Source organism: Achromobacter sp. HNDS-1 (assembly GCF_040084795.1).
Lineage (GTDB): Bacteria > Pseudomonadota > Gammaproteobacteria > Burkholderiales > Burkholderiaceae_B > Achromobacter > Achromobacter ruhlandii.
This window is the reverse complement of sequence record NZ_CP157584.1, coordinates 5,156,651-5,169,766: the sequence shown is the minus strand read 5'-3', so window position 1 is coordinate 5,169,766 and position 13,116 is coordinate 5,156,651. Positions and strand designations below refer to the sequence as shown.

Sequence of the window (13,116 nt, the reverse complement as noted above, 5' to 3'; positions counted from 1 at the left end):
TAAAATAAGGAGTTTTCCGCCTTACCGCCGCGCCTTACCGCCGGTTTTTCACCATGTCCGAATTCGTGCGCCCCAAACTCGACCTGCCCGCCGGCCGCCGCAAGGTGCTGATGCACTCGTGCTGCGCGCCCTGTTCCGGCGAGGTCATGGAAGCCATGACGGCTTCCGGGATCGACTACGCGATCTACTTCTACAACCCGAACATCCATCCGGTCAAAGAGTACGAAATCCGCAAGCAGGAGAACATCCGCTTCGCCGAGCAGCACGGCATCGAATTCATCGACGCCGACTACGACATGGACAACTGGTTCGAGCGCGTCAAGGGCATGGAAAACGCCCCCGAACGCGGCGAGCGTTGCACCGCGTGCTTCGACATGCGCTTCGAACGCACCGCGCTGTACGCCCACGAACATGGCTTCGACACCATCACCAGTTCGCTCGGCATCTCGCGCTGGAAAGACATGAACCAGATCAACGGCTGCGGCGAGCGCGCCGCCGCGCGCTACGACGATCTGATCTACTGGACCTACAACTGGCGCAAGGGCGGCGGTTCGTCGCGCATGATCGAGATCAGCAAGCGCGAGAACTTCTACCAGCAGGAATACTGCGGCTGCGTCTACTCGCTGCGCGACACCAACCGCCACCGCCGCGCGCAGGGCCGCGAGCGCATCCACATCGGCGTGAAGTTCTACGGCAAGGAAGACCTGATCAACGCGGAAGAGCTTTAAGGCCCGCGCGGGCCCGTACCGCGCGTGGCCCGGCCATCAGGCCGATTCATCGTCCGGCTGGCGTCCCTGGCGCCGGTATTCCGATGGCGACACCCCATAGCGGTTGCGGAACGCGTGGCTGAAGCGCGCCGCGTCCGAGAATCCATGACGGAAGGCGATCTCGCCGATCTGCCGCGCGGTCTGCGCGGTATCGGCCAGCATGTCGCGGCAGCGTTCCAGGCGCGCGCCCAGGATGAAATCGGCCGGCGTGGTGGCCGCCTGCGCGAACAGGTTGTACAGATAGCGCCGCGACACGCGCAACGCCACGGCCGCCGTCGCCGGCGACAGCTCGGGATCATGCAGGTTCTCGATCAGGTACTGCTGGACGCGGCGCAACTGCGCCTGCCGCAGTTCGGCAGGATCCTGCGGTCCGCCCCCGCCGGCCCGCTCGCTGATGTCCAGCCCCATCATCTGCATCACCGCATTGGCGGCGTCGCGCGCCGCGCTGTCTGACAGATGCGCGTGTTCGCTCAAGGCCACCCGCAACAGGTCCATGGCCATGCGGCCGCAGCCGTGGCGGGCGCTGAAGCTGCGCGCCACCGCGTTGCGCATGGCGGGCAACCAGGCCTCGGACTGCTTGCCCGGCACCTGCATCACCAGGAAATGCGCGTTGTCGTCGACATCGACCTCATAAGGACGGGTGGTGTCGTAGATGCCCCACTCACCCGGCATCAGCAGGGCGGTGCGCGCGGCCTGGCGGATTTCGCTGCGGCCGTCCAGCTGCAAGGTCACCTTGTAGCCGGACGCCTCGGCGCGTTCGGCCAGCGTCTTGGTGCGCCGCACGCGCTGCGCGCCGGTGCGCATTTCGCAGATCTGCATCCACCCCAGCGCATCGACCGCCACGCTGCTGCGAAAGTGACTGGGATCGGCCGCCGACACTTCCAGCGGCACGAACGTGTTGCTGATGTTTTCCTGCCAGCTGGCGCAATCCAGGAACTGCTGGGGCGCGCTGCGTACGAGGGGGGGTGACATGGCGACTCCGGCGCGCGGCATGGAACAGGTGGCGATCTTCTTTCTATCACCGAGCCCCGGGCGCGGAGTATCGGTGACAACCCCTACGCGGCGATGCGAGGTCCCCCATCGCCCGTTCATGGCCCCAGGCGACGCCCGGCCTCAGGGGGCGCGGGCGCTGCCATACGAATAGTCGGACAAGGCAAATCCCAGCGCCGCCAGCTCGCGCGCCAGGCCGTGGCGCACCGGCACCACATCGTCGTAGCGGTGCGGCCGGGCGGCGGCCACCTCGCTTTCGGTATACGGCTGGAAGCCCGTCGGCAACTGCGCCGGGCTGAACGTGCGCAACAGCCAGTTCAACACATTGGCCAACTCGGCATTGCTCAACTGCGAGTAGGCCGCGCCCGGGACCCGGACCAGGTATTCGCGTCCGGCCGGCAGGTGCGTGAAGGCGCCCACCGAATTGCGGAAATCGGGAATGCCGTGCGGCGTGCTGCCGCGGCCGTCGACCCGGTGGCAGCCGGCGCATTGCAATACGTAGTCCGCGCGCGCGGCCTGCCACAGCGTGTCGGCGCCGGGCACGCCATTCGCCGCTGCCTGCGGCCCCGCGGCGGCCTGCGCGGCCGCAGGCACCGCTTCGTCGGCGAGCGCTGCCGCCCCCACGACCGCCGCCCCGATTGCCGCGCAGGCCAGCCCGGCAGCGGCCCCGCGCCACCGCCCTCGCCCGCCGCCCCGTTCCGGCGTGTCCATCATGGCTTCTTCTTGGCCAACCCCACGATCACGGAGGTGGTGCAGTGGAAGATCGACGACTCGTTGGACATGCACCAGTTGACGTCGTTGTGCAGGAACATCTGGTAGCCCGGCCGCTCGCGTTCGGCCGAGGCGCACATGCACTTGCCGCAGGCCGTCTTGCCGCAGCAGTCGTTGTAGCTGATGAGGTAGTCCTTGCCGTCCAGCGGGTTGTGGCAGGTCCCCACCCACGACACCGCCGACGGCGCGGTGCCGGGCGGGCACGAGGTCATGCTGCCGCCGCAGCACGAGCACAGGAAGCCATCCACCGCGCAATAACGCCAGTAGTCGCAGGCGGTCTCGTCGGTCTGCGGCTTCTTGGCCGCGGCGGGCGCCGAGCGCGCCACCGGCAGCACCGGCACCAGGAAGGCGGTGCCGACCAGCACACGGCCAATGCGGTTGAGCACGCTGCGACGCGACGTGGTGTGAGCGACGGAGCGCGTGGCGCGCTCTCCAAGCTTATCCAACCAGCGCATTGCCGTTCTCCTTGCGTGAAATGCGGGTCTCTTCCAGCGCGCCGCCGGCCAGGAATTCCTGCACCGAGGCCACGCCCAGCTCCTTGGCCGTGAACAGGCTTTCCAACTGTTCGCGCGAATTGATCAGGCCCTTGGCGCGGATCACGCCGGACTCGTCGATCAACACCGCGTACGGCAGCTTGCTAATCTGGAACTTCATGCCCAGCTCGGTCGACAGCAGGTAGGGAAAGCGCTCCAGCCCGGCCTGGCGGTAGAACGCCAGATGCTCCGGCATCTCGCCGTCGCTGGCCAGGACGATGCGCAACCACGCGCTTTCCGTGCCGGCCACCGACTTGAGGATCGGCAAGAGCTTCTTGCACACCGGGCAGGTCGGCGACAGGAAGAACAGCAGTTGGCTGTGCTGGCCGCGCTCGCCGATCGTCAGGCGCCGGCCCAGCAGGTCGGCCAGTTCGAAGCGCGGTGCGGCTTCGCCCACCGCCGGCCCCTTGTCCATGGTCAGCGCCCCCATCGGCGCGACGCGCTCGTACAGCACGCCGATCTGACGCGACAGCGCCAGGATGACCAGCAGCAGGCACAACACCACCGCCCACAGCAGAAAATTGGAAATGATCAAGGCTTCCATATCGTGTCGCTCCGTTGTTCCTAGATGTGCAGGTGACGCAGCTTCAGGTGCGAAGCCAGCAGGTGGTTGGCGGTGAAATACAGGGCCACGGCGCTCATCGCCAGGCCGAAGACCGAGGCGGCGTCGGTCCATTGGAGGCTGCGTGACGCGCCCTGCGCGGCGGCGAACACCGGCAGCGTCCACGACGCCAGCAGGGCATTGCGCAGCACCATCCACCAGGACAGCCCGGCGCCGCGCGCCGCGGCGCCCCGGAAGGCGGGACCGCCGCAGCCGCAATCGATGTCGCGGCGGCCGCGCGCCAGGTTCAGGGCCACGCCGGCCGTGGCCAGCGCCAACACCAGCAAAGCCAGGCCGGCCCCCGTCGCACGCAGGCCCGGCGCCAGCAACAAGGCGCCCGCCAGCGCCTCGGCCAACACATAGCCCCAGGAGAAAAGACTGGCCAACCCGGCCGGCAGAATGTCGTAGGCGTGCACGGCGGCGCTGAACGCCGCCATGTCCTTGAGTTTCTCCAGCGCGCCGAGCAGCAGCACGCAGGCCAGCGCCGCGCTGGCGGCATAGAGCAGGACGGGATCGGTCATGGCGCGCCTCCCGGCTGTGGTTCCACCTGCAAGGCGGTTTCACCCGCGCCCTGGATCGCGCCCTTGAACACCGGCGCGGCGGGCGCCGCGTCGTAGATGTTGACGTTGCCGCCGTCGATGGTGAACAGGCGCGGCTTGTCGTCCTGCGATACCGACATCGACAGCGCGTTCTTGCCGGGAATGCGCGCCAGCCGCTTGTGCGTGGCCAGGTCATAGACCCAGATTTCGGCGGCCGGCGTCTTGTGCGACCCCTCGGCGCCGTTCGGATGCATGCCTACGTACAGCCGCTTGCTGGCGCGATTCACCGCCAGCAGGTTGTAGCCGCCGGGCCGCCAGCCGCGATCCTTGCCGGAGGCGTCCAGCAGCGACCAGCGCTCGCCGAAGCGCGCCTCGGCACCGCTGAAATCGGCGCTGTAGACGTTGCCGTTGTACGAAACGAAGTAGAAGGTGTCGCCCAACCGGTCGGTATGGGTGAAGATCGGGTCCTTCTCGACCTCGAACATGGGCTTGCTGCGCTGCTGGCCCGAGGGCTTGCCGGCGGCGTCTAGGTCGACCGTGACGAACGAGCCGTCGCCGCAAATGCTGGCGAAGCTGCGCGGCCGCGACGGCGGCACGATGATGCTCCAGCAGCCCGCAGATGCGGTCACTTCGTCGGCGAACTTGCGCGTCTTCAGATCGACCACCGTCACCGACGAGGCCGGCGTGGCGTTCTGCACGAACAGCAGGCCGCCATCCGAGCTCTGCTGCAGGTAGTTGCGGTAATTCAGCGCCTGGGCACGCTTCTCGGGAATCGGCACCTCGTATTTCGGCGTCAACGTCTCGGCGTCCCAGGCCTCGACCACGTCGGTGCGCTTGCCGCGGTTCAGGCGCTCGTAATAGGTGGTCATGATGTAGATGTCCTTGCCGTCCGCCGACACCGTCATGTGGCCGTTGAACGACGAGGGCACCAGCCCCAGGAATTTCAGGGTGTCGCCGTCGTAGATGTTGACGCGGCTGTCGACCAGGTGGTTGAACACCGCGTCCATCACGTACAGCCGGTGCGGGGTGGCGGGGGGCAGGCGGGTGCCGCCCTTGAGCTCCTCGACCGGCAGGTCGGCGCGGGCAAGCCCGGCGGCCGCGGCCAGGGCCGCGCACAGCGCCCATTTGCCGGCCCGGGCGGCCCTCCCGTTGGCACAAAGCGCAATCATTCGATCTCTCCTGCTGTCATGTGCGTTGCTCCTAGAAGGCATAGACGTAGCGCATCTGCACGCCCCGCATGCGCGGACCGTTCTCGACCTTCAGGTCGTGGATGTACTGCATCTGGATCTGGTTGGCGTCGTTGATCTGGTGCGTCAGTTCCAGCGCCAGCTGGTGGTTGCGGGCGCGGCTGGTCACCGTCTCGCCCGCCGCGCGCTCGCGGCCGCCGGTCTCGTAGCGGTAGCGGATGCCGGTGTAGGTGTTGTCCGTGATATTGGTGGAGGCCAGCGCGAAGAAGCGAAAGGACGGGTCCTTCTTGAGCGTCTGGCTCATCCAGTCGCTGTTGCGGCCGTAGATCTCCACTTCGCCGATGGCCTCGAGAAAGGTGGACTCGCCCACGCCCTTGACGAACGAGAAGTCCTGGATGGTGGACCAGCGGTTCTTGCCCGGCGATGTGTCGGGGCGCGAACCGTCGTAGCGGCCCACCGGCACCACCACGAACGGCTCCCAGGCGAACCACGTCTTGGTCTGCTCGTTGTTGTAGAGCCAGATGGCCGACCCCAGCGTCACGTCGCCGATGCCGGTCTGGCGGTCGCGCGGGGCGCCCGGCAGTTCCATCGTGGTGCGCGACATCGGCACGATGAACTCCAGCTGCACGGTCTTGCCGAACAGCTCCCGGTAATGCATCTGGCGGTAGATCAGCGCGTCCACGTCCACCGAGGCGCCGTCGATGCGCTTGCCGGCCGAATACAGCCCCGACGAGCGCAGCCCGGCCAGGTAGCCGGCGATGATGTTCGTGCCCACCGGCGCGGGTATCCAGTCGCGCGCGCTGGGGTCCCCGGCCCATGCCGCCTGCGCCAGGGCCAGGCCCGCCAGCAGCAATGCTGTGCGCGCCCCAGCCCGGCAATTGGTCTTGCCTGCCATGCACTTCCCCTTGGTTGCGCGGCCGCGCGCGCCGGTATTTCCCGGCTTGTCTGGCGCGGCCGTCAGTCTAGTAAGCGATACAAACGGACTTCTTCTCCAGGTACATGTCCAGTACGGCGCGGCCGTGCTCACGGCCGATGCCGGACTGCTTGAAACCCCCGAACGGCATGTTCGGGTCCAGCATGTTGTGGGTGTTGATCCAGAGCGTGCCCGCGTCGATGCGCGGGATCAGGCGCTGGACCCGCGTCAGGTCGTTGCTCCAGAGGCTGGCCCCCAGGCCGAAGGCGCTGTCGTTGGCCAGCCGCACGGCGTCGTCCAGGGTGTCGAAGGACTGGGCCACCACCACCGGCCCGAAGATCTCCTCGCGGGCAATGCGGGCGTCGGGCGCCACGTCGGCGAACACCGTCGGCCGCACGAAATAGCCGGCGCCCTCGCCCGCGGCGCCGCCCGCCAGCACCTTGCCGCCCTCGGCGCGGCCGATGCCGATGTAGTCCATCACGCGCTGCCGGTGACGCGCCGACACCAGCGGCCCCACCTGCGTATCCGCGGCAAAACCGGAACCCAGCTTCATGCCGGCGGCCAGGTCGGCCAGCCGCTCCACCACCTTGGCGTACAGGCCCTTTTGCACATACAGCCGTGAACCGGCGGTGCAGACCTGCCCCTGGTTGAAGAAGATGGCGGCGGCCGCCCCGTGCGCGGCCACATCGGGGTCGCAGTCATCCAGCACAATCACGGGCGACTTGCCGCCCAGCTCCAGCGACACGCGCTTCATGTCGTCCATGGCGGCGCGGCCGATGAGCTTGCCGACCTCGGTCGAGCCGGTGAAGGCGATCTTGTCCACGCCCGGATGGGCCACCAGTGCCGCGCCGGCGGTCTCGCCACGCCCTGTCACCACGTTGACCACGCCAGGGGGAAATCCTGCCTCCAGCACCAGTTCGGCCAGGCGCAGGGCGGTCAGCGGCGTTTCCTCGGCGGGCTTGAGCACCACCGTGCACCCGGCGGCCAGCGCCGGGGCGATCTTCCAGATCGCCATCAGCAGCGGGAAATTCCACGGAATGATCGCCGCCACCACCCCCACCGGCTGCGGCAGGGTGTAGGCGCTGTACTGGACACCGGGCGGGAACGGAATCGACAGCGACAGCGTGTCGCCGCTCAGCTTGGTCGCCCAGCCCGCCATGTAGCGCAGCCATTGCGCGCCCGAGCCGACCTCCAGTCCCTGGGACACGCCCAGCAGCTTGCCGTTGTTCAGGGTCTCGAGCCGCGCCAGTTCCTCGCCGTGGCGTTCCACCAGGTCGGCCAGGTTCAGCAGCAGGCGTTCGCGCCCGGCCGGCAGCAAGGCCCGCCATGGCCCGCTGGCGAACGCGCGGCGCGCGGCCTGCACTGCCAGGTCGATCTGCGCGGGCCCCGCATCCAGCTGCGTGGCGATGACCTCGCCGGTGGCCGGGTCGTGCACGTCAATAGGATCACCCTGCCCCTGGCGCAGCGGCTCGCCGTCGACGATCATGTGCTGCCGGATGGCGGCCAATTCCGGGCGGTCGGAGGCGGAAGCGCTGGCGGTGGGGCGGACGGACGACATGCGGAAGGCTCCAACGGATAGGGTCGGGCCAGCATAGCAACGGCCCGGCGCGCTGGCTTGTCCGCGCGTGCATGGCGATTTGTCCCGGTGCGCACGGGCCAAAAAAAAGCGGGACGCTCGCCGCGTCCCGCCTTGCCGGTGGCGTCCACGACGCGCCGGATCAATCCAGCATCAGCACGGTGGCGCCGGTGGTCTTGCGCGAGGCCAGCGCGGTCTGGGCTTCGCCGGCCTGCTCCAGGTTGTAGCGCTGGTCGATGCGGACCTTGATCTTTTTCTTCAGGACCAGATCGAACAGCTCGTCCGAGGCGGCCTGCAGTTTTTCCAGCGTGTTGACATGCACACCCAGCGACGGCCGCGTCACGTACAGGCTGCCCTTCTGGTTCAGGATGCCCAGATTGACGCCCGCCACCGGACCGGAGGCATTGCCGAAGCTGACCATCAGGCCGCGCGGCTCGATGCAGTCCAGCGAGGTTTCCCAGGTGTCCTTGCCGACGCCGTCGTACACCACGGGCACCTTCTTGCCGCCGGTCAGCGCCAGCACGCGCTCGGCGACGTTCTCGCGCGAATAGTCGATGGTTTCCCAGGCGCCGTTGGCGCGGGCCAGTTCGGCCTTTTCAGGGCTGGAGACGGTGCCGATCAGCTTCACGCCCAGCGCGCGCGCCCATTGGCAGGCGATCAGGCCCACGCCGCCCGCGGCCGCGTGGAACAGGATGGTCTCGGTGCCCTGCAGGCGGTAGGTCTGGCGGAACAGGTATTGCACCGTCAGGCCCTTGAGCATCACGGCGGCCGCCTCGTCGAAGCCGATGCCCTTGGGCAGCTTGACGACCTGGTTGGCCGGCACGTTGCGGGCCTTGGCGTAGGCGCCGATCGGGCTTTGGCCGTAGGCCACGCGGTCGCCCTTCTTCAGGTGCTTGACGTCGGCGCCCACGGCGCTGACCACGCCCGCGCCCTCGAAGCCCAGGCCGTGGGGCAGCGGATGGGGATACAAGCCCGTGCGGAAATAGATATCGATGAAGTTCAGCCCGGCCGCGTGCTGGTCGATGGTGACCTCATTGGCGGCCGGCGGCGGCACTTCGACCTCGACCAGTTTCAGGACTTCGGGACCGCCATGCTGCTCGATACGGATTGCCTTGACGAGATTGCTGGCCATGCTGGCCTCCTTTCATTGAAATGTTGCGATTCAAGCGAGAAAACCGGATGTCACCGCGCGGGCGCGCTGCCGCCCGGCGCGGCGGGCGGCGCCTTGGCGGCGCCGCCCCCCATCAATACGAACACCCCGGCCAGGACCAGCGCGGTCCCGGCCATCTGCCACACCGTGACGGGCTCGTGCAGGAACCACGACGCCAGGAACAACACCGACACCGGCCCCAACATGCCCAGCAGCGACGCGGTCGGCGCGCCGATCAGCGCCACCGCCCACATCAGCATGAAGACGGGCACCACGGTGTTCAGCGTGGCGTGGATGATCGAATAGCCGTACACGCCTGGCGACTGCACCAGCACGGAGGCGGGATGGATCACGAAGAACTGCACGATGCAGGCCACGCACGACACCAGCATGGCGTACGCCACCAGCCGGGTCGGCCCGATGCGCTTGATCAGTTCCCCGGAGCAAATCAGGTACACAGAATAGCTGAGCGCCGAACCGAAAACGAACAAAGACCCTAACAGCACCTCGGCGGAGCCGCCGAAGCTCAAATCATGGGCAAAAACCAGCACGACGCCGGCATACGACAACGTCATTGCGAGCCATTGGCGGCGCTCGACCGGACGCTTGAACCAGAACGCGGAAATCAGCACCACCAGCGACGGCGACAGGAACAGGATCAGTCGTTCCAGGCTGGCGGTGATATAGCGCAGCCCGAGGAAATCCAGGAAGCTGGACAGGTAGTAGCCCAGCAGCCCCAGCAGGCAGACCTGGACCCGTTCCTTCCAGGTCATGACGACGATCTCGCCGCGCGCCGCCAGGCGCGACTGGTGCCAGGCCACGGCCGCGAAAAACGGCATGGCGAACAACATGCGGAAAGCGATGAGGGTGACCGCGTCGATGCCGTAGCGGTAGGTGAACTTGACGACGATGGCCTTGGCCGAAAACAGGATGGCGCCAAGCGCGGCCATGATGAACCCGGCCGCGCGGCTGGAGGGACGGGAGACCGGCAAAAGCTTGGCAATACGATTCATGCGATGATTTTAGATTCAGCGCAACGCGATTTGCACGTGCGCGCCGCGCTTTTTTAGCCACTTGTCCCGCCCCCGGCCATGCCGCCGCCCTTGCCGTCCCACAGCGAATGACCCGACACCGCGCCCTCGCCTATATCCATATCGCCGCCGTCCTGTTCGGCCTGACCGGCGTCTTCGGTGAACTGATCCAGGCCAGCGCGGCGGTCATCACGCTGGGCCGGGCGGTCTTCGCCGTCATCTCGCTGGGCCTGTTCGCCCGCATGCGGCGCCGCCCCCTGCTCGGCGCCCTGACGCCGGCCCAGCTGTTCGTGCTGGTGATCGCGGGCGCGCTGCTGGCGGCCCACTGGGTCACCTTCTTCATCTCGGTCAAGGTGGGAGGCATCGCCATCGCCACCCTGGGCTTCGCCAGCTTCCCGGCGTTCATCACGTTGTTCGAAGGCCTGATCTTCCGCGAACGGGTACGGCTGGCCGAATGGCTGCTGCTGGGCCTGGTCACGGCCGGACTGGTGCTGGTCACGCCGTCGTTCGACCTGGCCGACCAGGGCACCATCGGCCTGGCCTGGGGCCTGTTGTCGGGCCTGACCTTCGCCCTGCTGGCCCTGAGCAACCGCCGCTCGGCCTCGGGCATGGACCCGATGCAGGTGGCCTGCTGGCAGAACCTGGTGGTGGCGCTGGTGATGTTGCCGTTCGCCGTCGGCCAACTGCCCGCCCTGCCCGCCACGGACTGGTTCTGGCTGGCGCTGCTGGGCGTGTTCTGCACCGGCCTGTCGCACTTCCTGTTCGTGTCCAGCCTGACCCGCCTGAACGCCCGCAGCGCCGGCCTGGTGATCGCGCTGGAACCGGTCTACGCCATCGCCTTCGCCTGGCTCCTGTTCAGCCAGCAGCCCACGGTGCGGATGATGGCGGGCGCGGCGCTGATCGTGGCCGCGATCGTCTGGTCCGGGTTGCGCAAGGCGCCGTCATCGGCTTCGGAAAGCATCCCTCAAAAGCAGCCTTGACAATTACTGACTAGGCAGTAAAATCTGGGCCATGAATGCCTCGTCACGCCCTGATTCTTCCGAAAATCCGATTCATTATCGCGGGGACACCCGCTGCATGATGGAAGAGAACGCCGGCTACCTGATCAAGCTCGTCGCCAATTCCCTGAACCGGATGCTGGACCAGGAAATGGCGCCGCTCGATCTCACCGCCATGCAATGGCGTCCCATCGCCATGGTCTCCCTGGGCCGGGCCGACACGCCCGCCGAACTGGCCCGGCTTAATGGCGTCGACACCGGCGCCATGACCCGCACGCTCGACCGGCTCGAGGCCAAGGGCCTGCTGCGGCGGGCGCGCAGCCAGCAGGACCGGCGCGTCGTGAAGATCGAGCTGACGGAGCTCGGCGAGGCCAAGGCGCGCGAAATTCCGCCCAATATCGCCCACGTGCTGAACCACCACCTGCGTGGTTTCTCCACCGACGAAGTGACGCAGTTGATGCACTTTCTGCGCCGCATGATCGCCAACGGTTCCGCCTCCGCGCCCGAGCGCTGACGACGTCCACCCAAGCCGACCCGCCCCTGCAAAAGGGGCTTTATTTGACGTAATATTTGCCTAGGCAAATACAGATTAATCAATTACTTTCAGCAGATTGTCAGGATGAAACGCCTTCTTTCTACCGCATTAGTGCTGGCCTTGAGCGGTTGCGCCCTGATGGAACCCGGCCCCGAGCCGGTGGCCGCCCTGAATGAAGCCAAGCTGGGATTGACGAGCCAGGCCGTGACCTGGCCCGAGACGAAATGGTGGCAACGCTACGGCGACAGCCAGCTCGACACGCTGATGGACGAAGCGCTGGCCAACAGCCCGTCCATGACCGCCGCGCAGGCGCGCCTGGCCAAGGCCAATGCCGCCGTCAGCACGGCCCGCGCGCCGCTGATGCCGCGCGTGGACGCCAACTACACGCTGAACCGCGAACACCTGTCCAGCGACTACATCTACCCGGCCCCGTTGGGCGGGTCGGTGGTCAGCGACAACCGCCTGGCGCTGGACTTCAGCTATGAACTCGACTTCTGGGGCAAGAACCGTTCGCACCTGAAGGCAGCGGTGTCGCAACAGGCCGCCGCCGAAGCCGACGCCCAGGCCGCGCGCAACGTATTGGCCAGCGCCACCGTGCGCGCCTACCTCAACCTGCAGGACGCGTTCGCCCAGCGCGAGGTCCTCAAGCGGGTGCTGGCCCAGCGCGAGGAAGTCCTGTCTCTGACCCGCGGCCGCTATTCGGCCGGCCTGGACACCCAGGTCGAGGTGAAGCAGGCCGAATCCTCACTGGCCGCCGGCCAGGTCGAACTGACCCAGACCGAAACCACGTTGGCGCAGCTTCGCAACCAGGTCGCGGCGCTGGCCGGCGCCGGTCCGCAGCGCGGCCAGTCGCTGGTGGCGACCACACTGACCGCCCCCGGCGGCGGCGTGCCGGCCAGCGTGCCGCTGGAATTACTGGGCCACCGCCCCGACGTGGTCGCGGCGCGCTGGCGCGCCGAGGCCGCCCGCCACCAGATCGACAGCGCCCGCGCCGAGTTCTATCCCAACATCAACCTCGTCGCCTTCGCCGGCTTCCAGGCGATCGGCACGGGCAACCTGCTCAGCGCCGCCGCCCGCACCGCCGGCATCGGCCCCGCCGTCACCCTGCCGATCTTCCACGGCGGCGAGCTGAACGCCAACCTGGCCAGCCGCCGCGCCGACGCCGACCTGGCCGTGTCCGACTACAACCAGACCGTGCTGGACGCCGTGCATCAGGTCGCCGACGCGCTCGACGGGCTGCGCCTGCTGGAGCAGGAACGGGCGCAGCAGCGCCAGGCGCGCGAAGCCATCGAGGCCGCCTACGAGCTGGCCGTCAACCGCTACAAGGCCGGCATGGGCAACTACCTGACCGTGCTGGTCGCGCAGACCGGCGTGCTGACCCAGGCCCGGCTCGACACCGACCTGCGCATCCGCGCCTACCAGCTGGACGCCAACCTGGCCAACGCACTGGGCGGCGGCTACGTCCCCGCCCCCGCGCAGCAGCCCGCGCCCGCCACGAACCCCACTCATTGAACGCTCCGGATTC

The 13,116-nt window shown here is 67.7% G+C and carries 14 protein-coding genes; 4 read left to right on the top strand and 10 right to left on the bottom strand.

Features of this window, described 5'->3' with window-relative positions; translation table 11 throughout:
- Positions 1 to 53 precede the first annotated feature (53 nt).
- The gene (locus ABFG95_RS23880) at positions 54 to 728 is read left to right on the top strand and encodes an epoxyqueuosine reductase QueH (protein WP_049075257.1); all 675 of its coding nucleotides are present in this window, start codon (positions 54 to 56) and stop codon (positions 726 to 728) included.
- 36 nt (positions 729 to 764) lie between these two features.
- On the opposite strand, the gene ABFG95_RS23875 is transcribed toward ABFG95_RS23880, so the two are convergent.
- From ABFG95_RS23875 to ABFG95_RS23830, 10 genes are all read right to left on the bottom strand, one after another.
- The gene (locus tag ABFG95_RS23875) at positions 765 to 1,739 is read right to left on the bottom strand and encodes a helix-turn-helix domain-containing protein (RefSeq protein ID WP_269888978.1); all 975 of its coding nucleotides are present in this window, start codon (positions 1,737 to 1,739) and stop codon (positions 765 to 767) included.
- 141 nt (positions 1,740 to 1,880) lie between these two features.
- Positions 1,881 to 2,300: a cytochrome c gene (locus ABFG95_RS23870; RefSeq protein WP_238910121.1), complete on the bottom strand. Its 420-nt coding sequence runs from the start codon at positions 2,298 to 2,300 to the stop codon at positions 1,881 to 1,883.
- Between the two features lie 167 nt (positions 2,301 to 2,467).
- Complete coding sequence (locus tag ABFG95_RS23865; protein WP_238910122.1) at positions 2,468 to 2,983, bottom strand: methylamine dehydrogenase light chain; 516 nt, start codon at positions 2,981 to 2,983, stop codon at positions 2,468 to 2,470.
- Positions 2,967 to 3,605 (bottom strand): methylamine dehydrogenase accessory protein MauD, encoded by a 639-nt coding sequence (gene mauD, locus ABFG95_RS23860; protein WP_049075263.1) that lies wholly within the window; start codon positions 3,603 to 3,605, stop codon positions 2,967 to 2,969. Before mauD ends, ABFG95_RS23865 begins: the two co-directional genes overlap by 17 nt.
- A gap of 20 nt (positions 3,606 to 3,625) precedes the next feature.
- Entirely contained in the window at positions 3,626 to 4,183 is a 558-nt protein-coding gene (locus ABFG95_RS23855; RefSeq protein WP_278992547.1) for a MauE/DoxX family redox-associated membrane protein, read from the bottom strand.
- Entirely contained in the window at positions 4,180 to 5,370 is a 1,191-nt protein-coding gene (locus ABFG95_RS23850) for an amine dehydrogenase large subunit (protein WP_059269720.1), read from the bottom strand. The genes ABFG95_RS23855 and ABFG95_RS23850 overlap by 4 nt, the downstream gene beginning before the upstream one ends.
- A 31-nt stretch (positions 5,371 to 5,401) precedes the next feature.
- Positions 5,402 to 6,283 (bottom strand): transporter, encoded by an 882-nt coding sequence (locus tag ABFG95_RS23845; protein ID WP_278992549.1) that lies wholly within the window; start codon positions 6,281 to 6,283, stop codon positions 5,402 to 5,404.
- A gap of 67 nt (positions 6,284 to 6,350) precedes the next feature.
- Positions 6,351 to 7,859: an aldehyde dehydrogenase family protein gene (locus tag ABFG95_RS23840; protein ID WP_278992550.1), complete on the bottom strand. Its 1,509-nt coding sequence runs from the start codon at positions 7,857 to 7,859 to the stop codon at positions 6,351 to 6,353.
- A gap of 160 nt (positions 7,860 to 8,019) precedes the next feature.
- Positions 8,020 to 9,009, bottom strand: a complete 990-nt coding sequence (locus ABFG95_RS23835) for a quinone oxidoreductase (protein WP_049075269.1) — start codon at positions 9,007 to 9,009, stop codon at positions 8,020 to 8,022.
- A 50-nt stretch (positions 9,010 to 9,059) separates the two neighbouring features.
- A complete protein-coding gene (locus ABFG95_RS23830; RefSeq protein ID WP_278992551.1) occupies positions 9,060 to 10,040 on the bottom strand; it encodes a DMT family transporter in 981 nt (326 codons plus the stop codon).
- A 107-nt stretch (positions 10,041 to 10,147) separates the two neighbouring features.
- On the opposite strand from ABFG95_RS23830, the gene ABFG95_RS23825 reads away from it, so the two are divergent.
- The 3 genes from ABFG95_RS23825 (at position 10,148) to ABFG95_RS23815 (ending at position 13,103) form a co-directional block, all read left to right on the top strand.
- Complete coding sequence (locus ABFG95_RS23825; RefSeq protein WP_063584021.1) at positions 10,148 to 11,038, top strand: DMT family transporter; 891 nt, start codon at positions 10,148 to 10,150, stop codon at positions 11,036 to 11,038.
- 31 nt (positions 11,039 to 11,069) lie between these two features.
- On the top strand, positions 11,070 to 11,570 hold the full coding sequence (locus ABFG95_RS23820; protein ID WP_049075274.1) for a MarR family transcriptional regulator: 501 nt from the start codon (positions 11,070 to 11,072) through the stop codon (positions 11,568 to 11,570).
- A 105-nt stretch (positions 11,571 to 11,675) separates the two neighbouring features.
- Positions 11,676 to 13,103, top strand: a complete 1,428-nt coding sequence (locus ABFG95_RS23815; RefSeq protein WP_049075275.1) for an efflux transporter outer membrane subunit — start codon at positions 11,676 to 11,678, stop codon at positions 13,101 to 13,103.
- The last annotated feature ends 13 nt before the right edge of the window (positions 13,104 to 13,116 follow it).

Bases quoted from the DNA above. Each gene is read 5' to 3' on its own strand.
- ABFG95_RS23830 (WP_278992551.1), bottom strand. From the start codon at position 10,040: ATGAATCGTATTGCCAAGCTTTTGCCGGTCTCCCGTCCCTCCAGCCGC.
- ABFG95_RS23815 (WP_049075275.1), top strand. From the start codon at position 11,676: ATGAAACGCCTTCTTTCTACCGCATTAGTGCTGGCCTTGAGCGGTTGC.
- ABFG95_RS23855 (WP_278992547.1), bottom strand. From the start codon at position 4,183: ATGACCGATCCCGTCCTGCTCTATGCCGCCAGCGCGGCGCTGGCCTGC.
- ABFG95_RS23835 (WP_049075269.1), bottom strand. From the start codon at position 9,009: ATGGCCAGCAATCTCGTCAAGGCAATCCGTATCGAGCAGCATGGCGGT.
- ABFG95_RS23825 (WP_063584021.1), top strand. From the start codon at position 10,148: ATGACCCGACACCGCGCCCTCGCCTATATCCATATCGCCGCCGTCCTG.
- ABFG95_RS23875 (WP_269888978.1), bottom strand. From the start codon at position 1,739: ATGTCACCCCCCCTCGTACGCAGCGCGCCCCAGCAGTTCCTGGATTGC.
- ABFG95_RS23845 (WP_278992549.1), bottom strand. From the start codon at position 6,283: ATGGCAGGCAAGACCAATTGCCGGGCTGGGGCGCGCACAGCATTGCTG.
- ABFG95_RS23850 (WP_059269720.1), bottom strand. From the start codon at position 5,370: ATGATTGCGCTTTGTGCCAACGGGAGGGCCGCCCGGGCCGGCAAATGG.
- mauD (WP_049075263.1), bottom strand. From the start codon at position 3,605: ATGGAAGCCTTGATCATTTCCAATTTTCTGCTGTGGGCGGTGGTGTTG.
- ABFG95_RS23865 (WP_238910122.1), bottom strand. From the start codon at position 2,983: ATGCGCTGGTTGGATAAGCTTGGAGAGCGCGCCACGCGCTCCGTCGCT.
- ABFG95_RS23840 (WP_278992550.1), bottom strand. From the start codon at position 7,859: ATGTCGTCCGTCCGCCCCACCGCCAGCGCTTCCGCCTCCGACCGCCCG.
- ABFG95_RS23880 (WP_049075257.1), top strand. From the start codon at position 54: ATGTCCGAATTCGTGCGCCCCAAACTCGACCTGCCCGCCGGCCGCCGC.
- ABFG95_RS23820 (WP_049075274.1), top strand. From the start codon at position 11,070: ATGAATGCCTCGTCACGCCCTGATTCTTCCGAAAATCCGATTCATTAT.